The following is a 17,485-nucleotide window of genomic DNA, read 5'->3' as shown; positions in this document are numbered from 1 at the left end:
TTGAGTCAGATAAACAGGTATGGCAGGAGGTATGGTGACCACAGAAAAAAGCTGTTCCAGGGTTCAGATTTTAGGCGGCATCGTGCTCAAAAAACCTTTACTTTGTAACCCGGTTTTTCACCAACTATACTATTACCATGCACATTGCAATCGTCGGCAACATTGGCGCCGGCAAAACCACCCTGGCCACCAAACTCTCGCAACATTTCAAGTGGGACCTATACCTGGAGGCAGTAGAGAACAACCCCTACCTGAAGGATTTTTACGAGGACATGGAGCGCTGGGCTTTCCATCTGCAGGTATACTTCCTGAACAGCCGTTTCGGGCAGGTACAGCAGATACAGGCCAAGGATGGGCACGTTATCCAGGACCGCACCATCTACGAAGACGCCTACATCTTCGCCAAGAACCTGCACGATTCCGGGCTGATGAGCACGCGCGACTACGAGAACTACTTCGCCCTGTTCCAGTCTATGATCAGCATGGTGAAAGCCCCCGACCTGATGATATACCTGAAGGCCGACCTGCCCAAGCTGATTGGCCAGATTGAGAAGCGCAACCGCGACTACGAGAACAACATCAGCATCAACTACCTGCGCAACCTCAACGAGCACTACAACACCTGGATGAGCAGCTACGACCAGGGCAAACTGCTCGTGATTGACGTGAACAACATGGACTTCGTGGCCAATCCTGAGGATTTGGGCAGTATCATCGAACGCATCAACAGTGAGCTGTTCGGCTTGTTTTAAGTTAATCTAGAGCATCATATAAGTATAAGCCGCTGCCCCGCCAAAGGGCAGCGGCTTTTTCTTTTAGCTCAAATCCTGTATCTTTCTCTTGAAAAATAAAACTAACCTTATACCTGCATGAAACCACGTCACCTTATACTGGCCTCAGCCCTGGCCGCCCTTACGGCCGGATGTTCCGGCGGCAGCACCACAACTGAGGCCGAGACAACCACCAAGACCGCTCAGGCGGATACCACCTCCACTGACCTACAGCAGAAGCTCAGCATGTACACGAACGTGCGCCTGACCGCTGACCTGAGCGGCCTGAGCGCAAAGGAGCGCCAGATGATTCCGTTGCTGATTGAGGCGGGTGACATCATGGACAAACTCTTCTGGTACGAGGCCTATGGCAAGCAAGACTCCCTGCTGAACGCCCTGAACGATGCATCAGCCAAGCAGTTTGTGCAGATAAACTATGGCCCCTGGGACCGGCTCAACAACAACGAGCCTTTTATACCTGGTGTAGGACCTAAGCCCGATGCGGCCAATTTCTACCCCCACGATATGACGAAGGAAGAGTTTGAGAAAGCTAACTTGGAGGACAAGGCCAGCCAGTATACCTTTCTGCGACGCGACGCCAATGGCCAACTCATCACTGTACCCTACCATGTGCAGTTCAAGGAAGAGGTGAAGCGCGCCTCCGACCTGCTGCGCCAGGCGGCTGGTTTGGCTGACGAGCCGGGCCTGAAAAAATACCTGACGCTTCGTGCCGACGCCCTCCTCACAGATAATTACCAACCCAGCGACCTCGCCTGGATGGACATGAAAAACAACCGCATTGATGTGGTAATCGGCCCAATTGAAACCTATGAGGACAAGCTCTTCGGCTACAAAGCGGCTCATGAAGCCTATGTTCTGATTAAGGACATGGACTGGAGCAAGCGCCTCGAGAAGTATGCCGCTTTCCTGCCGGAGTTGCAGCGCGGCCTACCGGTGCCAGCCAATTACAAGAAAGAAACCCCAGGCACCGATTCTGACCTGAACGCCTACGACGTGGTGTACTATGCCGGAGACTGCAACGCAGGCAGCAAGACCATTGCCATCAACCTGCCAAACGACGAGGAGGTGCAGCTTAAGAAGGGCACTCGCCGTCTGCAGCTCAAAAATGCCATGCAGGCCAAGTTCGACAAAATCATGGTACCGATAGCGGATGAACTGATTGCTGATGACCAGAAAAAGCACATCACGTTTGATGCCTTCTTTGCCAACACCATGTTCCATGAGGTGGCGCACGGTCTGGGTATCAAGAACACCATCAACGGCAAAGGAACGGTACGCGAGGCGCTGAAGGAGCAAGGCTCTGCCTTGGAAGAAGGCAAAGCCGATATCCTGGGGCTGTACATGATTACGCAGCTGCACAAGAAGGGCGAAGTATCCGGAAGTCTGGAAGACTATTACACCACGTTTATGGCGGGCATCTTCCGCTCGGTGCGCTTCGGGGCGGCCAGTGCGCATGGCAAGGCTAATATGGTGCGCTTCAACTTTTTTAAAGACCACGGCGCCTTTGAGCGGGATGCGCAGACGGGCAAGTACCGCGTGAACTACGTGAAGATGGGCGAGGCCATGGACAAGCTGTCTGAGCTGATTCTGACCCTGCAGGGCAACGGCGACTACGCTGGCGTGACTAAGCTTCTGAATGAGCAGGGACAGATTGGCGCCGAACTGCAGGCAGACCTGGACCGCCTGAGCCGCAAGAACATTCCGGTGGACGTGGTGTTTGAACAGGGCGTGGACGTGCTGGGCCTGAATAAGTAAGCGTGATGGAGGTATGGCAGTGGCAACAGGAAAGCCTGGCGTCCCGCAGGTATACCGTTAGTGGGGAGAGCGGACCGATTGGCGTGCTCGCGTTTGGCGGCTGGACCAGCAATGATGCTGAGTTTTCTTCGGAGCGCCTCAGCCTTCATTTCCAGCGGCAAGGCTGGCTCGAACACGATGTCACGATTCGCTTCAAGGGCGAAGTGGTAGGTATGAGCAAGACAGCGAGCTTCGGCAAGACCATCACCACCTTCGTAACTGGTGAACGGTATACGCTGCAAGGCAAGACGCTGAACAGTAGCCGGGACTTAACTGACGAAGCAGGCCATGTGGTCATGCGCTTCGAGCAAGGTGATTTTTCTATCAGGCAGGGTCACATCTCCATGAACAAGGAGATTCCTGAGCTCACCAAGTTTCTGCTTGTGGCCATCGGGCTATACTTTAAGCACCTGGGCCAATAGAGAATGGCGGTTAACAAATGGCGTCATTTTCCGGGTGCTTGCTGCTGCAAATCTGATAAATACCTGACAATCTGATTAAAAGGCTCTGCTGGTTAGTAGAGCCTTTTTTATTCCCAATACCAGCGGTAAATTTTCTTGGGTTTACTATGAGTGAGTGCAGATTGTGGAAAACTGCTTCTAAATATAGACAACTTAAAAAGTGGCTAGAGAGTAAGATAGTTTTCCAACTCACTTAAAACCAATTTATTACTCATGGAAAATTTTGTTAAATCCTTTTACGATTATAATTTGAACAGCCCTCAGGAGCGTCAGGAGCGTAACAGATTATACCCTGAACTTGCCAAGTTCCACATTGCCCTGCGTGAGGAAATGAGCGAAGAAGAGTACCAGGAGTTTTATAAATCGGAGAAGGAGGCATTGAGACCTCGGATGATGAACACCACGACCACGCGCCAATGGATACACATATAAGGAACTGCTTTTATAGCAAATGAAAAAGGTAAGCCCAAGCTGGTTTACCTTTTTTTATGTCTGATTGTGTGGAAATTCGGTATTACAGCGCCTTCAACACCAAATCCGCTCCCTCTTCCCCTACAAGGGAGCCAATGGCCACGCCCATGCCGCCCATACGCACGGCGCAGAACACATGCTCCGATACCGGTTGCACAATGGTGGTTTTGGCAGTGCCAACCCCCATGATGCCGCTCCAGCGGTGCGCCACCTCAAACGGTGTGTCGGGCAGGATGACTTCCCGCAAGAGTTGCTCCAGTCTGTGCTGCACCAGTTCAGTCAGGCCCAAGGCAGTGGTCTCCTCTGTCTTGAAATCTAGGTTGCGGCCGCCCCCGAAAAGTATGCGGTTACCGATGTTCCGGAAGTAATAGTAGCCGTGGTCGAAGTGAAAGGTCCCTTTGAGTTTAAGATTTGGGATGGGCTCTGTGATGAGCACCTGCGCCCGGGCAGGTATAACCTGCACCTGGGGAAGCAATTGTTGGGCAAAGCCGTTGGTGGCCACCAGCGCTGCCCGCGCATGTATAGCTATACCTTGCGCGGTGGCGGCGGTTATACCTTTGTCCTCCTCCTGCAATTCCAGCACCTCCAGCCCGTTGAGCACTAACACACCCAGCGACTGCACTTTCTGCGTGAGCGCCAGAATCATTTTGCCAGTGTCTATCTGCCCCTCGGCGGTGCTCTCCAGCAGGTGGGCCACATTTCTGAAGCCGAATTGACTGATTTTATGGTCCGCTTGGCGGAACACTTCCTGTTCGCCTGTTACCTGTTGCAGTTGCCTGTTCAGGTACGGCAAGCGGTCCAGGCATTCCTCATAAAGCGGCTCCTGCGACTGCTCAAACAGTTCATAGCCGCCCCAGCGGTGGTAGTCGATGGTGGCGTCACCAAGGTTTTGGCGCAGGCGCTGCAGACCTTTCCAGCGGCGCTCTACCAGTGCGAACACTTCCTCCTCGGTATGGCGGCTCAAATCGTCAAGCAGTTCAGAGGGGCTTCCGAAGCAGGCGAAACCAGCATTTTTGGAACTGGCGCCTGTTGGCAGCAGGCCGCGTTCCAGTACCACCACCTTCAGCTTGGGTTGCTGCGTTTTGAGGTGCAGGGCCGCGTTCAGCCCCACAATGCCACTCCCGATTATCAGGACATCGATGTTGCTGAAGTAGGTGTCTTTCTCCCAATAGCTGAGCTGCATGCTTAGTCGTCTTCGCGGGTGTAGGTATGGGTATAGCTACGGGCAGTGGCCTCGTCCAGCATCACGAAGCCGGTGAGCATAATTTCACGTTCTCCGCTGTTATAACCTCTCACAAAAAGGCCCTCCGGCGTCTCATAGATGGAGTAGTTGTGCCTGCCAAACGGGTATAGGTTATTGCTCTTGAGCGTGCGGGCGTTCGTCAGGTCGGCCTGCGTACCGTCTGGCGTGGTGATGATGAATTTCTTTTTATCTGACATGGATGACTTCCTCTAGAATTTGATTCAATTTAGCACTTATCTCCGATGCATGGCTCAAAACCATCAGGTGGCCGGCATCTTTTATCTTGATGATGTTGGGATGCTCCCGCATGGGCAGGATGTAGTCGGCGGTACCGTGTATCATGACCACGTTATCATACCGTTCCGGCTGCTTCCAGGCAAGTAGCTGGCCCAGCGCCCAGCGCAAGAAATGCGGGTCTGTTTCCAGTATCACTTGCTTCAATAGCGCTCTTTCGGCCAGCGTGGCCGCGCCAAACAGCATAGGCGCTAAAAAGTGGAAGCGCTTGAGCAGTGGCACCGGGATGAGTTGGTGCAGCCGCAGGAAACCCATCAGGCGGTAGTACCAGGGCAGCGACTGGCTGCTGGCGATGCTGGAGATAAGGATGGTCTTGCGCGGGTGCAGAAACTTCGCCAACTCAATGGCCACCACTCCGCCAAACGACATACCTATCAGGATGGGGTTCGGCTCAGTGATTTGTGTTGCCAGCCTGCGGGCATAGTCGTGCAGCGGCTCGTTGGTTTCTGGCTGAATCCAGTACACGTATACCCTGTTTTGGCAGTGGATGTGCAGAAACTGGAACATCCGCTCATCCGCCCCCAGCCCACTGATGAAATAGACTGTACTCATGTAGCTTTGGTATTGGGACAAATGCCCCGGTTACTGATGCAAAGCTACGGCTTTTCTGCCTAATCCTTTTGGGCCGTCGAAGGGCTCAGGAACAACAGGGCGTCCTGTGCCGTCTGCTGCGCCAGTTCCTCCATCGGAATGTGTCCCGCCCCCGGGTATAGCTTGAGCTGCGCCCCTTTAATGTGCTGCTGAAAGTGCTTTGCATCAGTGGCCGGTACCCAGGCGTCGGCATCGCCCCACAGGATGAGCGTAGGAGCCTGCACCTGCCCCAACTTGTGTAGGTTGTCGGCATCAATGGTGTTCATGCGGGCGATGAAGGCCTGGCGGTTGCCTTCGCGCAGCAAGAGGTCATGGCTCATTGTGATAATGTCATCGTGGAGCCTGCTGTCGTCGCCGTATACCTCTTTCAGGCTCTGCTCCACAATGAAGCGCGGCGTGATGTACTTGAGAGAGTGCTTGAGCAAGGGCGTCTGTGCCATCCGGAAGGGCATGGAGATGCGTTTGTCGTTGGCATTGGTAACGCCGGTGGGCGACACCAGGATGAGTTTTTGTACCCGCTCCGGGTGCGAGGCGGCAAAATCATAAGCAATCTGTCCGCCCAGGGAGCTGCCGCCGATATGCGCTTTCTCTATACCCAGGCTGTCGAGGAAGTGCAGCAGCAAATCACTGTAGTAGTCAATGGAGTAGGTATCGGTGGCGTTGCGGCCGGTGAGGCCAAAACCAGGCAGGTCCAGACGCAGCACGCGGTGGCTTTTGCTGAGTTTGGAAGTCCAACCATCCCAGGTGTTGAGGGAGGCGGCGGTGCCGTGCAGCAGCACGATGGGAGCGCCTTGCCCCTCGTCACGGTAGTGCAGCCTCGCCCCGTCCAGGTGCATGAAGCGGGAGGAAGGGGAGCTATACCTCGCCTCCAGTTCTTCGGCAGGTATGTCAGCGCGAATCAGCAGTGCCGTGGCGGCCAACGTGAGGAATGCCCCAGCCATCAACATGCCTTTGGTTCTTTTTTTCATAGTAGAGGAGGGTCGGCTTACTTAATGAGGTACTAAAATAGAAAATCGAATTGAAAAAAGTAAATATGTCCTTGAGATTGTTATAGCAGGTATGGCGGTTTGTTTCTCATCAAAGGCCTATAATAAAAAAAGCCCGCACATACCAGCGGGCTTTCACATTGTATAAAGAAGGAGTTACTCCTTTTCTTCCCGGAACTTGTTCCCAAAGAAGTAGAACACAGGTATGCCCAAGCCTACTATGATGAGCCCTGGCCAGGTATACGTAGGCCTGTAGATGAGCAGGATAAGGCAGATGGCGGAGGCGAGAATCACGTACATGGCCGGCAGGATTGGGTAGCCAAACGCCTTGTACGGACGGTTCAGGTCCGGGCGCCTCACGCGCAGCACGAACACCCCCACAATGGTCAGGATGTAGAACAGCATCACTGCGAATATCACGTAGTCGAGCAGGTTGTTATAGGTGCCGGAAAGGCAGAGGAGGCAGGCCCAGAGGCATTGCAGCCACAGCGCCACAGCCGGAACACCATTTTTGTTCAGCCTCCCCATCTTCTCGAAGAACAAGCCGTCTTTGGCGATGGCGTAGTATACCCTGGCACCTGAAAGGATTGCGCCATTGTTGCAGCCGAACGTGGAAATCATAATCAGCACGGCAATGGCGACAGTGGCCGGATAACCCCCAATGACTTCAGCCACAGCCGTAGCCACCAGTCCGCCGGGTGCGTTCGTTATACCTTTAGCTACAATGCCAGCCGCGTTAGGGTCGCCGTTCAGGGGAAGCACCAGCAGGTATACCAGGTTGATGATGAGGTACAAACCCATCACAATGGCGCTGCCTATCACCATGCTCAGCACAATGGTGCGTTTTGGGTTGACGATTTCATCGCCTGAGAAACCAATGTTGTTCCAGGAATCGGCGGAGAAAAGCGCGCCCACCATGGCTATACCTACCGCCGTTATCAGGGCCCAGCCTGAGGGAGGTATAGGACCTGTGCCTGTCGCGGCGGCCGTGGCGCCCCAGAAGTCAGAGAAGTTAGCCTGCACGGCGGTTTCGTTCACCCCAAAGAGCAACCCAAACAGGATGAGCCCGAACAAGGCAATCAGTTTGGTGCTGCCGAAGATGTTCTGGATGAGCTTGCCGCTCTTCACGCCACGGGAGTTGATGTAGGTTAGGTAGACGATACTGGCAATAGCCAGCAGCTGCACCGTGGTGAACTTGAAGCCGCCAACGGCAAAGAGCACGTTGCTCTCGCTGAACCAAGGGATGAGCACGCCGGTGAAGCTGGCAAAGGCCACGCCAACGGCTGCAATCACACCGGTCTGTATCACCAGAAACAGCGTCCAGCCATACAGGAAGGCTACCATCTTGTTGTATGCCTCCTTCAGGTAGACATATTGCCCGCCCACTTTCGGGAACATCGAAGACAGCTCGCCATAACTCACGGCGCCCACCATGGTCAGGAAGCCCGAGAGCGCCCACACCAGCAGCACATTGCCCGGCGAGACTACCTCACTGGAGATGGAAGATGTCACCATGAATATACCGGAGCCAATCATGCCGCCTGTCACAATCATGATGGCGTCAAAAAGCGTTATTTCGCGCTTAAAACCCGTCCCGGACTGTTCTTCCCCAACCTGGTCCTTCTCTTTTATTTCCTGCATACTGTCTCTATTCAGACCACGAAGGTAAATGGAAATTCCGGCTTAGTCACTATTGGGAGTCCTGAGGCTATGTTTCTCCATAAATAGATGGATTTAAATATAAAGATACAACCTAAAAATTGACCTTTATGACGAAAATAAGAGCGCGCTGTTCGTCCGGTTTCCCGAGCGGTTCACGGACAAATTTTGGTAGTTGGTATAATAGGGTAGTAGTTACTGCAACAGTACCTTGCATAACAAAGTACTATAAGATATCTTTGTCACAGTAATTATTCATAACCACATAAACAACAAAGCCATGAAAGTATTATTCGTTATCGCCGCCACAGTTTCTTGTTTTGGTCTTGCCCTTCAGCACGACACCACCGCTCCAGTTTCTCAGGAGAATGTTTCCAGACCAGCCGTAATGGCAGAGGTAGAGGCCCCTGTGATGGATGTGCTGCTCGATACGGTAGTCATCACTGCCGTTGCTCCTCAGGCGGTAGCCGCTAATATCCGTTAGGATTAGCGGCCCGCGAGGTGCCGGCTCCGGATACGTCACAGTTGATGAGCCAGGTTTCGGCTGCCTCCCGTTCGTTGAAGTTCTCCATGCAAAGCTCTGGCGTAATTCGCTTCTGCAAGTCAATGGCCGCCAGCCTGCTGAACATGTTCTCTGAGAAGACATGGGCCATGCAGCGGAGACCCGATGCGAAAGCCTTGGGCAACCATTCGAACTCAAGCCAATCGTTGGCGTCCTGCCAGTCACCGGTAACCTCTGATTTGTCGTTGAGCAGCTTGGGATGGCAACCATTCCGTAGCAGTTCCAGGTGTACCTGAGCAGCACTTACTACGTCGTCTGCCGTGATGTGGCCAGTCCACTTCGCTTCCAGGTAGTCTTTTTTCGAGAGCAGGGTGAGGTATACGTTCCCTAACATGTCCCGTAGTTCCACCGGTTTTCTGAGTCGCCTGGTTGTGGTCTTTACCTTAGGTGCCATGTGTTCCTTCTTCTGATGTTCCTTACAATGCTACTGTACGCTTCAAGCAGCCCGGTATGGCCGTACAAGGCCAGGAGGCTGGAAAAGGGGAGTGGCCTGTCACTAGAGACAAGGTAGGGATTTTAAGAATGCTTGGGCTGTAAGGCCACATAATTTGGGCGAGCCGCCTGTTGTGGCATGCGAACGTTGCCAATCCTTCAGGCAGGAGCCTGAGTCCGTTCAATTCCAATAAACACACCGTCTGCCCGTACGTCCACGGGGTGCAACACCGCCTTTTTGGCGCGATACTCACATTCCCGCCCGTCTGACAGGCTGAAACGGTAGCTGTGCCAAGGGCAGATGACCTCATTCAAGTAATTGGTGGTGCCTCGGCTGAGCGAGTATCCCATATGGGGACAAGCATCATCGAGGGCAAAGAAGCCAGCGAAGGTATGGGCAAAGCAGATAGAACGGCCCTCCAGCACCAGCAGCTTCATCTTCCGCTGCGGCACCTGCTCTTTCGCCTCCTCTTCCGTCTCAAAGACTTTATGCCAGGTATAGCCAGCCTTCTCTGTTTCTGCCATACCTAGTAGTAGTTCACCCGAACAGCGGATGCGTGTGCCTGTATAGGGTATGACTCCATCACCGGGTCTTCCAGCCACGCTTCCACGATTTGCCCTTCCCGCAACTGCTCCAGCTTAAGAGTAGAGCCATCCATAGCCTGAATCAAGGTTTTGTCATCGATGCGGAGGCTGGCTTTGGCATGGCTGGTCTCCACGCCCTCCACGGCTTCCACCAATACCTCCGCTACCCCAACGCTTTTCTTGGAGTTGGTCTTTTTCAGGCTGGCGATGCTGCCGCGCACATCCGGCTGCGTACTTGGTATCTGTTGGCTATCCTGCACCTGGCAGGCTACCAGCAGCATCAGTATAACGACTGGCAGGATGTTTAAAAGTCTTCTCATGATATGTTATCGTAAGTGCTCCTCACCAATTGCTCTGTTGAAAAAATCAAGCACAGGCTTTACGCTTTTGTACGTTGGCAGCAGTCGGGAAGTCATATCCGGACTACGAACTTCTTCATCGCTTAGATAACGCAGTGCCAGGAAATTTTTGTGCCGCAGCAAGTCGATGGATGGGTGGCTTTTATCATACCCTTTTGGTGCCGTCACACGCTTCTCGCCCCGTAGCTCCCCAAACTGCTTTACAAAGGCAGGTGCGCCGATAAGCTGGTCCAGCTCGCCGGGGTTGTAGTCAACCTCCTGACGGATAAGCTCCAGGTGCTCTGGTTTGGGGTTTGGCACGCCACCGCCTATGCGGGACTTTCCGTATGGCTCCAGCACCAGTATGTAGTTGGCGTATGACGAGTGGCGGCCGCCTTGGGAGATGCCTGCCCCCATGCGCCCCTTGTAAGGAGCCTCTCCTTTTTTAGAGAAGTCGTTTTTGTTGATGCGGAACATGCATTCCTGTGGCGAGACACCATGCAGCGACGGGTCAATCTGCTGGAGCTCCTGCAGCGCGAAGCCCACCAACTCCGTGAAGTAGTGCCTGGCTTGCTGGTACCTGTCGCGGTTAGCGTCCATCCAGAGCTTGCTGTTGTTTTGCTGCAGGTCCTGGAGGAAATCCAGTATGAAGGGTATGTCCATTTCAGAAGGAGTTTGGGTATGGAAGGGGCACCCGCACATGCAAGCCTCACACAAAGTAGGCTCCTTGTTTTACTGAAACTAGTAGTCCCTGGTTGAGCAACCAGCTATGGACTTGGAAATAAAAACCAGGTATAGATTAAGCCACTCGCATGAACTGGTCTGACAAGTCCTTGCGTATGGCTGTCTCGGCAGTGTAGTACCTCAGAAAGTCTCCATGCCGGCATGTGGACCTGCGCGGTTCCAGCCGAAGCGTAATGCGTGACCTCTTGCCAACTGTAATCAGCCCGATGCGCCGGTGGTGGCATGCCTCCACCAATTTGTCTGCCAACTGGTTGTTCTTAAAGCAGAGACTGCTGACGGAAATAGCCAGCCACTGTTCATCGGCCGGTACCTGCCGGAGTTCATCCACCAGGCTGGTGATGCGGCGCTTAAGATGGCGCAGTTCTAGTTTGGAATGCAGCAGGAAACCTGCTAACGCCAACACCGGGGGCAACACCCACAGGACCATCCAATGGTTCAGGGTATAGCCGGCGTAAGTCGTGGTAATAATCAGCACTGCGGCTGTCACAAAGCGAGCTTTGCCCAGCCCTTTTCTTTTGTATTGGCTGAAAATGGAGGAAAGCTGGTCTGAATGGCTGGTGCTCAGCGAGGCGGCAAAGTACTTGTCGTCGGGATAACGGATGACGAACAGGCCATCGGCCTGAGCTCCTTCTTTGGTCCTTTCATGCTCTCTGACGAGGAGTGTCGAGTTCTTGGATTGTTTCGCGTAATATGAAGTCAAAAATTCAAAGGCGAATTTATTGATACCGCTGACTTCTTGGTCTGACATACCTCGTTTGATTGGTGAGTGATTAAAGAACCGTCCAAATTCAGAACCCAGAACAGCCTGCCGAAGTTTCAGCGATTCTAGGATTCAGGTAAGCTAAATGTTGCAACGCTAAACATTGCGGATTAAATATATACCTTAAAATGGATAATATTACACAAATCCCTAGATTATTTTTACCAAGGCTGTACAGTAGCTTAACTGGTGTTTTCGCTGTCATACTTATACCTCTCGGGTAGCATATCAGTGCAATCCGTTTCAGGTATAATCATGCCCATTTTCAGGGCGTTCGTCCGGATGAGGCGCCTTTCTGTCGGTACGAGCAAGAATCGCTATTTTGGGTCATTCAAATTTCCTAGTTTTACAGGACAGGTGCCCGTTAGGCACTTCCCATACCTATAGCCCAGAACATGAAAAAAAACCGTTCTTTCCTGTCTGCCTTGCTGTTGCTGCTCTTGGTGGCTGTGCAGGGGCTACAGGCACAGGCGCCCGCCAAGCCAGGTGCCGCTGAGCTGCTGCAGGACCTGAAAAAACTGACCGTGCTCGGCACGGCGCTCTACGTGGCGGCCCACCCCGACGACGAGAACACCCGCTTCATCGCCTATCTGGCCAACGAGAAGCTCTACAACACGGGCTATCTCTCCGTGACCCGCGGCGACGGCGGCCAAAACCTGATAGGACCGGAGATAAGGGAGGGGCTCGGCATCATCCGGACGCAGGAACTGCTGCAGGCGCGCCGCACCGATGGGGGCCGGCAGTTCTTCACCAGGGCCAACGACTTCGGCTTCTCCAAGAATCCAGAGGAGACCTTTGCCACTTGGGACAAAGAAAAGGTGCTGAGTGATGTGGTATGGGCCATCCGGAAATTCAAACCCGATGTGATTATCACCCGCTTCTCCCCTCGGCCATCCGAGACACACGGCCACCATACGGCCTCGGCCATGCTGGCCAACGAGGCCTTCGAGGCCGCAGCCGACCCAAAGCGCTTCCCGGAGCAACTCAAACATGTGGAGGTATGGCAGTCGAAGCGCGTGCTCTGGAACACCGGCGTGTGGTCGTTCAAGAGCGAAAAAGAATTTGAGGCCTATGGTTCGCAGCTGCTGAAGGTGGACGTGGGTGGCTACAACCCCTTGCTGGGCAAATCCTACCCGGAAATCGCCGCCCTCAGCCGCAGCATGCACAAGAGCCAGGGCTTTGGCGCCAGCGGCTCCCGCGGCAGCGCCACCGAGTACCTGGAGCATACCAAAGGCGAGCGGGCCAAAGCAGAACTGTTTGAAGGCATCAATACCAGCTGGAGCCGCGTGAAAGGCAGCGAGAAAGTAACCAAGCTGCTGCAGCAGGCTGTAGTTGAATTCAAGCCGCAGAATCCTTCTGCCGTTGTGCCTACGCTACTGGCCGCCCGGAAGGAACTGGCCAAACTGCCTGACAGCCATTGGAAGACCATCAAGACGCAGGAACTGGAGGAAGTGGTGAAGCACAGCCTGGGGCTATACCTGGAGGCGGTGGCAACTGACTTCGCCGTAACGCCAGGGGAGCGGCTGCCGCTGCAACTGGAGGCCATCAACCGTTCTGCCGTGCCGGTGCAGCTGCAAAGCGTACGCCATACCTTCGCCCGCACTGATAGCACCCTCAACCTAACCTTAGCCGACAACCAGGCGCAGCGTATGCCTGTCACAATACAGGTGCCGACATCGACCCCTGTTTCGCAGCCTTACTGGTTGCAGCAGGAAGGTACGTTGGGACTGTTCAAGGTGGAAGACCAGCAACTGATAGGGCTTCCCGAAAATAAGCCGGCCGCTACAGTGCAATTCAACTTGCTCATCAGCGGAGAGCCCTTCAGCTATACCATGCCGGTGGTGTACAAACGAACCGACCCGGTGGAAGGGGAGATTTACCGACCGCTGGCCGTTACACCGCCCGTGTTCGTGAACATCTCTGAAAAGGTACTCATGTTCGCCTCCCAGGAGCCCAAGCCGGTGCATGTGCTGGTGAAATCCGGCAAAGCGGACGTTAAGGGTGATTTGGCCTTGCAGCTGCCCAAAGGTTGGCGCGTGGAGCCAGCGCAGGTTGCATTTGATTTAAAACAGAACGGGGCGGAGCAGCTGGTGCGTTTTCTGGTGCACCCACCCAAAGGGCAGCAGGAAGTGGAACTGAAGGCCGTGGCGACGGTAGATGGCAAGGCGCATACACGCGGGCTCAACGTCATTCAGTACAGCCATATTCCTACACAGACCACCTTCCCGGAGGCGGTGGCCAAGGCCGTTCGCCTGGACCTAAAGCGCCAGGGAGAACAGGTAGCCTACCTGATGGGTGCCGGCGACGACATCCCGTTCAGCCTGCAGCAGATTGGCTACCAGGTGACCATCCTGAAGGATGAGGACATCACCGAGCAGAATCTGCAGCGCTTTGACGCGGTGATACTCGGTGTGCGGGCCTACAACACAGTGGAGAGGATGCGCTTCTACCAGCCCCGCCTGCTGAACTATGTGCAAAATGGCGGTACTGTAATCGTACAGTACAACACAGGGCACAGTCTGCAGACGCCTGAGGTGGCGCCCTATCCACTCAAAATATCCAGCCAGCGCGTGACTGTGGAGGACGCCGAGGTGCGCTTCCTGCAACCGAAGCACCAGGTGCTCAACTCACCGAATAAGATTACTAAGAAAGATTTCGAGGGCTGGGTGCAGGAGCGAGGGCTCTACTTCCCGAGCGAGTGGGGTAAGGAGTTTGAGGCTATCCTCTCCAGCAACGACCCGGGTGAGCCTGCCCGCGAGGGTGGTTTGCTTATTGCCAGGTATGGGAAAGGGCACTTTGTATATACCGGTTACTCCTGGTTCAGGCAGTTGCCGGCCGGTGTGCCTGGCGCCTACCGCATCTTCACCAACCTGATATCATTGGGAGGCACCACCATGGCCAACAAACCACAGCAGGGAGGCAACTAAACCATGAAAGAATCGGACCACACAACCAAGGATAATCTGGACAAGCCTCCCTTCTTCAAGAGCTGGCGCGGGATGTACTGGCTAGTGCTGGGCAACCTAGCCTTCTTGATTATCCTGTTTTACATTATCACCAAACTCTACGAATGAGGTTACTTGACTGGATTGTATTGCTGGGCACGCTTGGGTTCATCGTGATTTATGGCGTCTGGAAAACCCGTGGCAGCAAAGACATTGAAGGCTACCTGAAGGGCGACAACAGCATGAAGTGGTGGACCATCGGCCTTTCCATTATGGCCACGCAAGCCAGTGCCATCACGTTTCTGTCTACGCCGGGTCAGGCATACGAGGACGGGATGCGCTTTGTGCAGTTCTACTTCGGGTTGCCGATTGCCATGGTCATCATCTCCGTAACCGTCATTCCTATTTTCTACCGGCTCAAGGTATACACGGCCTACGAGTACCTGGAAAGCCGTTTCGACCTGAAGACGCGCTCGCTGGCTGCCTTCCTGTTTTTGGTGCAGCGCGGGCTGGCGGCTGGCATCACAATCTATGCGCCGGCCATCATCCTGTCCACCATACTAGGCTGGAACCTGACGGCGACTAACCTCATTATTGGTACTCTGGTGATTGTCTATACCGTATCGGGCGGCACCAAGGCGGTGAGCGTGACACAGAAGCAGCAGATGGCCGTGATGATGGGCGGTATGCTGGTGGCGGGTTTCATGGTGGTGCGTTACCTGCCGGAGGACGTGTCGTTTGGTGATGCCGTGGCCGTGGCCGGCAAGATGGGCAAGATGAACGTGGTGGACTTTTCTTTTGACTGGAACGACAGGTATAACTTCTGGTCTGGGCTGACGGGCGGGCTCTTCCTATCGCTGTCCTACTTCGGCACCGACCAAAGCCAGGTGGCCCGCTATCTAGGTGGCAGCTCTGTGGCGGAAAGCCGGCTGGGACTGCTCTTCAACGGACTGCTCAAGATTCCGATGCAGTTCATGATTCTGTTCATCGGGGTGATGGTGTTCGTGTTCTACCAGTTCAACCAGCCACCGCTCTTTTTCAATGAAGCGGCCAAAAACAAGGTATACGCCACGGAATATGCGCCGGAGCTGGAGGCGCTGGAGTCGCAGCATACCCAGCTCTTCAACCAGAAGCAGGAGGCGGTGAAAGGGCTGGTGTCGGCGCTGCGCACCGATGATGAGGCAGCCATAGACGCGGCCCAGGCGAAAGTGCAAACTATCACCGATGCCTCCAAGGAAATACGGACCGATGTGAAGGCCCTGATTTCGAAAGCCACCCCGGATGCAGAGACAAAAGACACCGATTACGTATTCATCTCATTCGTGATGAAATACCTGCCCGCTGGGCTGGTGGGACTGCTACTGGCGGTTATTTTCTCAGCGGCCATGTCGTCCACGGCGTCGGAGCTGAACGCGCTTGCCTCCACCACGGTGGTAGACATCTACAAACGCTCTGTCAACCAGAATGACAACGCCTTCCACTACCTCAAGGCCTCTAAAATATTCACAGCCGCCTGGGGTTTGCTGGCCATCATCTTCGCTACCTACGCCTCGCTGCTGGATAACCTGATACAGGCGGTGAACATCATCGGCTCCATCTTCTATGGCACCATCCTAGGGATTTTCTTAGTGGCTTTCTATTTCAAATACATCAAAGGGAATGCGGTGTTCATGGCGGCGCTGGTGGCTGAGGCCATTGTACTGTACTGCCACTTCTACACCGACATCGCCTTCCTGTGGTTCAATGTGATTGGCTGCGTGGCCGTAATCGTGTTCGGCTTAATCTTCCAAGTATTGCTGAACCAGCGCAAACGGGAGAAGCAGGCGGCCTAGCCGGTTTAGCCTAACTCTGACGGTCTGGGTTTGCGACCTGCCACAATGTAGATGAGGCTTCCGCCCGCGGAGATGTACTCGCCGTTCTGCAGGCGCTGCTTCAGGTTGAACTTGTTGAAAAGGAGCTTCTGCCAGTAGGCATCGAACTTGTCTTTGTCGCCACCGCCGGCCATGAAGTAGTTCAGGTTGTCTTGGTACTGGTAGCCCATGGCTTCTGATTCTATCCAGCTGAGCATCTGCTCCACGCGCAGCATCTTTTCGGCTGAGTCATAGGGCGGTATGATGGAGAGCGCCTTGTCCGATATCCATACCTTCGTATCGCGCAGGCCGGCTTTCACGAACAGGTCAGGCACCACGTCGCCCAGCGAGTTGAAGCCTTCGCCGAGCCGCTTCTTACCTTTCTCAATACGCAGCTTCACCTCCAGTACCTCCAGGGTGCTTTCCACATCAAAGTCGGTTTCGCCATACCGGTCAAACATGAGGTTGGGTACCAGGTTGTTCGGTTCCAGGGCCAGCACCCAGCCGCCCGGTTTTGTAATCCGAATCATCTCTTGAATCACCCGTTGGGGGTCCTTCACATGGATGAGCAGCGTCTGGCAGAGCGTGATGTCGGCTAGGTTGTCGGGTAGGGGGATGTCGGAGGCGTTGCCCACACGGAAGTCATATTGTATAGGATTGTGCAGGTATACGCTCTGCGCCTTTTGCTGGGCTTCCTCAATGTATTCCGCCTCGAAGTCCACGCCGTACACGGTGGCTCCAGACGGCAGGTACTTCGAAAACTTGAAGCCCATCATGCCTTTGCCGCAGCCTATGTCCACCAGCGACTGGCAGTACTCCAGGTTGAGGCGCTGAGCCAGCAACTCCAAATAATCCTCGTTCCACCAGTATTCCCGCGCAGGCCCCAGGTGGTCTTCTGAATGTCGTTTATCTTCTTCTTGCTCTTCCAACAGGTATAGGTTTATCAGGTATAAAAAGGAAAGCCCCTGGCAGAGCAGAG

Annotated in this window: 20 protein-coding genes; 8 read left to right on the top strand and 12 right to left on the bottom strand. The window is 54.2% G+C overall.

Features of this window, described 5'->3' with window-relative positions; genetic code table 11:
- Positions 1-137 precede the first annotated feature (137 nt).
- The 4 genes from B051_RS0118575 to B051_RS0118560 all read left to right on the top strand — a co-directional run bounded on the left by B051_RS0118575 (position 138) and on the right by B051_RS0118560 (position 3,478).
- A complete protein-coding gene (locus tag B051_RS0118575; RefSeq protein ID WP_018479731.1) occupies positions 138-752 on the top strand; it encodes a deoxynucleoside kinase in 615 nt (204 codons plus the stop codon).
- Positions 753-869: 117 nt separating this feature from the next.
- Positions 870-2,546, top strand: a complete 1,677-nt coding sequence (locus B051_RS0118570) for a dipeptidyl-peptidase 3 family protein (RefSeq protein WP_018479730.1) — start codon at positions 870-872, stop codon at positions 2,544-2,546.
- A 5-nt stretch (positions 2,547-2,551) separates the two neighbouring features.
- A complete protein-coding gene (locus tag B051_RS0118565) occupies positions 2,552-3,007 on the top strand; it encodes a hypothetical protein (RefSeq protein WP_018479729.1) in 456 nt (151 codons plus the stop codon).
- Positions 3,008-3,259: 252 nt separating this feature from the next.
- Complete coding sequence (locus B051_RS0118560) at positions 3,260-3,478, top strand: hypothetical protein (protein ID WP_018479728.1); 219 nt, start codon at positions 3,260-3,262, stop codon at positions 3,476-3,478.
- Between the two features lie 82 nt (positions 3,479-3,560).
- Here B051_RS0118560 and B051_RS0118555 read toward each other — a convergent pair whose 3' ends face one another.
- The 5 genes from B051_RS0118555 to B051_RS0118535 all read right to left on the bottom strand — a co-directional run bounded on the left by B051_RS0118555 (position 3,561) and on the right by B051_RS0118535 (position 8,272).
- On the bottom strand, positions 3,561-4,700 hold the full coding sequence (locus B051_RS0118555) for an NAD(P)/FAD-dependent oxidoreductase (RefSeq protein WP_018479727.1): 1,140 nt from the start codon (positions 4,698-4,700) through the stop codon (positions 3,561-3,563).
- A 2-nt stretch (positions 4,701-4,702) separates the two neighbouring features.
- Positions 4,703-4,957 (bottom strand): hypothetical protein, encoded by a 255-nt coding sequence (locus B051_RS0118550; protein ID WP_018479726.1) that lies wholly within the window; start codon positions 4,955-4,957, stop codon positions 4,703-4,705.
- A complete protein-coding gene (locus tag B051_RS0118545) occupies positions 4,947-5,606 on the bottom strand; it encodes an alpha/beta fold hydrolase (RefSeq protein ID WP_018479725.1) in 660 nt (219 codons plus the stop codon). Before B051_RS0118545 ends, B051_RS0118550 begins: the two co-directional genes overlap by 11 nt.
- A 59-nt stretch (positions 5,607-5,665) precedes the next feature.
- On the bottom strand, positions 5,666-6,613 hold the full coding sequence (locus tag B051_RS21635) for an alpha/beta fold hydrolase (RefSeq protein WP_018479724.1): 948 nt from the start codon (positions 6,611-6,613) through the stop codon (positions 5,666-5,668).
- Between the two features lie 174 nt (positions 6,614-6,787).
- Complete coding sequence (locus B051_RS0118535) at positions 6,788-8,272, bottom strand: APC family permease (protein ID WP_018479723.1); 1,485 nt, start codon at positions 8,270-8,272, stop codon at positions 6,788-6,790.
- A gap of 298 nt (positions 8,273-8,570) precedes the next feature.
- Here B051_RS0118535 and B051_RS0118530 point away from each other — a divergent pair, with 298 nt between their 5' ends.
- The gene (locus B051_RS0118530; protein WP_018479722.1) at positions 8,571-8,774 is read left to right on the top strand and encodes a hypothetical protein; all 204 of its coding nucleotides are present in this window, start codon (positions 8,571-8,573) and stop codon (positions 8,772-8,774) included.
- On the opposite strand, the gene B051_RS0118525 is transcribed toward B051_RS0118530, so the two are convergent.
- The 6 genes from B051_RS0118525 to B051_RS22980 form a co-directional block, all read right to left on the bottom strand.
- Positions 8,761-9,246, bottom strand: coding sequence for a hypothetical protein (locus B051_RS0118525; protein WP_245539662.1), 486 nt, complete (start codon positions 9,244-9,246; stop codon positions 8,761-8,763). The two genes, B051_RS0118530 and B051_RS0118525, sit on opposite strands and share 14 nt — an antisense overlap.
- Before the next feature lie 197 nt (positions 9,247-9,443).
- Complete coding sequence (locus B051_RS0118520) at positions 9,444-9,809, bottom strand: Rieske (2Fe-2S) protein (protein WP_018479720.1); 366 nt, start codon at positions 9,807-9,809, stop codon at positions 9,444-9,446.
- Positions 9,810-9,811: 2 nt separating this feature from the next.
- On the bottom strand, positions 9,812-10,189 hold the full coding sequence (locus tag B051_RS0118515; RefSeq protein WP_033317047.1) for a DUF3221 domain-containing protein: 378 nt from the start codon (positions 10,187-10,189) through the stop codon (positions 9,812-9,814).
- 6 nt (positions 10,190-10,195) lie between these two features.
- Positions 10,196-10,870: a DUF2461 domain-containing protein gene (locus B051_RS0118510; protein ID WP_018479718.1), complete on the bottom strand. Its 675-nt coding sequence runs from the start codon at positions 10,868-10,870 to the stop codon at positions 10,196-10,198.
- Between the two features lie 136 nt (positions 10,871-11,006).
- The gene (locus B051_RS0118505; protein WP_018479717.1) at positions 11,007-11,699 is read right to left on the bottom strand and encodes a hypothetical protein; all 693 of its coding nucleotides are present in this window, start codon (positions 11,697-11,699) and stop codon (positions 11,007-11,009) included.
- A gap of 194 nt (positions 11,700-11,893) precedes the next feature.
- Positions 11,894-12,022, bottom strand: coding sequence for a hypothetical protein (locus tag B051_RS22980; RefSeq protein ID WP_281163516.1), 129 nt, complete (start codon positions 12,020-12,022; stop codon positions 11,894-11,896).
- A gap of 84 nt (positions 12,023-12,106) precedes the next feature.
- Between B051_RS22980 and B051_RS0118500 the strand changes: the two genes are divergently transcribed.
- The 3 genes from B051_RS0118500 to B051_RS0118490 are packed head-to-tail and all read left to right on the top strand — an operon-like array spanning position 12,107 to position 16,488.
- Positions 12,107-14,638 carry a PIG-L family deacetylase gene (locus B051_RS0118500; protein WP_018479716.1) on the top strand — a complete coding sequence of 844 codons (2,532 nt, stop codon included), beginning with the start codon at positions 12,107-12,109 and terminating at the stop codon, positions 14,636-14,638.
- Positions 14,639-14,641: 3 nt separating this feature from the next.
- Positions 14,642-14,785: a hypothetical protein gene (locus B051_RS22535; RefSeq protein ID WP_018479715.1), complete on the top strand. Its 144-nt coding sequence runs from the start codon at positions 14,642-14,644 to the stop codon at positions 14,783-14,785.
- On the top strand, positions 14,782-16,488 hold the full coding sequence (locus B051_RS0118490) for a sodium:solute symporter (protein ID WP_018479714.1): 1,707 nt from the start codon (positions 14,782-14,784) through the stop codon (positions 16,486-16,488). The genes B051_RS22535 and B051_RS0118490 overlap by 4 nt, the downstream gene beginning before the upstream one ends.
- 5 nt (positions 16,489-16,493) lie before the next feature.
- On the opposite strand, the gene B051_RS0118485 is transcribed toward B051_RS0118490, so the two are convergent.
- On the bottom strand, positions 16,494-17,435 hold the full coding sequence (locus B051_RS0118485) for a class I SAM-dependent methyltransferase (protein ID WP_018479713.1): 942 nt from the start codon (positions 17,433-17,435) through the stop codon (positions 16,494-16,496).
- Positions 17,436-17,485: the final 50 nt, after the last annotated feature.

The sequence above is a fragment of the Pontibacter roseus DSM 17521 genome (assembly GCF_000373265.1).
Taxonomy (GTDB): Bacteria; Bacteroidota; Bacteroidia; order Cytophagales; family Hymenobacteraceae; genus Pontibacter; species Pontibacter roseus.
Note: the sequence above shows the minus strand (reverse complement) of the source record. Positions and strands in the feature narration are given on the sequence as shown.

Bases quoted from the DNA above. Each gene is read 5' to 3' on its own strand.
- B051_RS0118575 (WP_018479731.1), top strand. From the start codon at position 138: ATGCACATTGCAATCGTCGGCAACATTGGCGCCGGCAAAACCACCCTG.
- B051_RS0118570 (WP_018479730.1), top strand. From the start codon at position 870: ATGAAACCACGTCACCTTATACTGGCCTCAGCCCTGGCCGCCCTTACG.
- B051_RS0118565 (WP_018479729.1), top strand. From the start codon at position 2,552: ATGGAGGTATGGCAGTGGCAACAGGAAAGCCTGGCGTCCCGCAGGTAT.
- B051_RS0118560 (WP_018479728.1), top strand. From the start codon at position 3,260: ATGGAAAATTTTGTTAAATCCTTTTACGATTATAATTTGAACAGCCCT.
- B051_RS0118555 (WP_018479727.1), bottom strand. From the start codon at position 4,700: ATGCAGCTCAGCTATTGGGAGAAAGACACCTACTTCAGCAACATCGAT.
- B051_RS0118550 (WP_018479726.1), bottom strand. From the start codon at position 4,957: ATGTCAGATAAAAAGAAATTCATCATCACCACGCCAGACGGTACGCAG.
- B051_RS0118545 (WP_018479725.1), bottom strand. From the start codon at position 5,606: ATGAGTACAGTCTATTTCATCAGTGGGCTGGGGGCGGATGAGCGGATG.
- B051_RS21635 (WP_018479724.1), bottom strand. From the start codon at position 6,613: ATGAAAAAAAGAACCAAAGGCATGTTGATGGCTGGGGCATTCCTCACG.
- B051_RS0118535 (WP_018479723.1), bottom strand. From the start codon at position 8,272: ATGCAGGAAATAAAAGAGAAGGACCAGGTTGGGGAAGAACAGTCCGGG.
- B051_RS0118530 (WP_018479722.1), top strand. From the start codon at position 8,571: ATGAAAGTATTATTCGTTATCGCCGCCACAGTTTCTTGTTTTGGTCTT.
- B051_RS0118525 (WP_245539662.1), bottom strand. From the start codon at position 9,246: ATGGCACCTAAGGTAAAGACCACAACCAGGCGACTCAGAAAACCGGTG.
- B051_RS0118520 (WP_018479720.1), bottom strand. From the start codon at position 9,809: ATGGCAGAAACAGAGAAGGCTGGCTATACCTGGCATAAAGTCTTTGAG.
- B051_RS0118515 (WP_033317047.1), bottom strand. From the start codon at position 10,189: ATGAGAAGACTTTTAAACATCCTGCCAGTCGTTATACTGATGCTGCTG.
- B051_RS0118510 (WP_018479718.1), bottom strand. From the start codon at position 10,870: ATGGACATACCCTTCATACTGGATTTCCTCCAGGACCTGCAGCAAAAC.
- B051_RS0118505 (WP_018479717.1), bottom strand. From the start codon at position 11,699: ATGTCAGACCAAGAAGTCAGCGGTATCAATAAATTCGCCTTTGAATTT.
- B051_RS0118500 (WP_018479716.1), top strand. From the start codon at position 12,107: ATGAAAAAAAACCGTTCTTTCCTGTCTGCCTTGCTGTTGCTGCTCTTG.
- B051_RS22535 (WP_018479715.1), top strand. From the start codon at position 14,642: ATGAAAGAATCGGACCACACAACCAAGGATAATCTGGACAAGCCTCCC.
- B051_RS0118490 (WP_018479714.1), top strand. From the start codon at position 14,782: ATGAGGTTACTTGACTGGATTGTATTGCTGGGCACGCTTGGGTTCATC.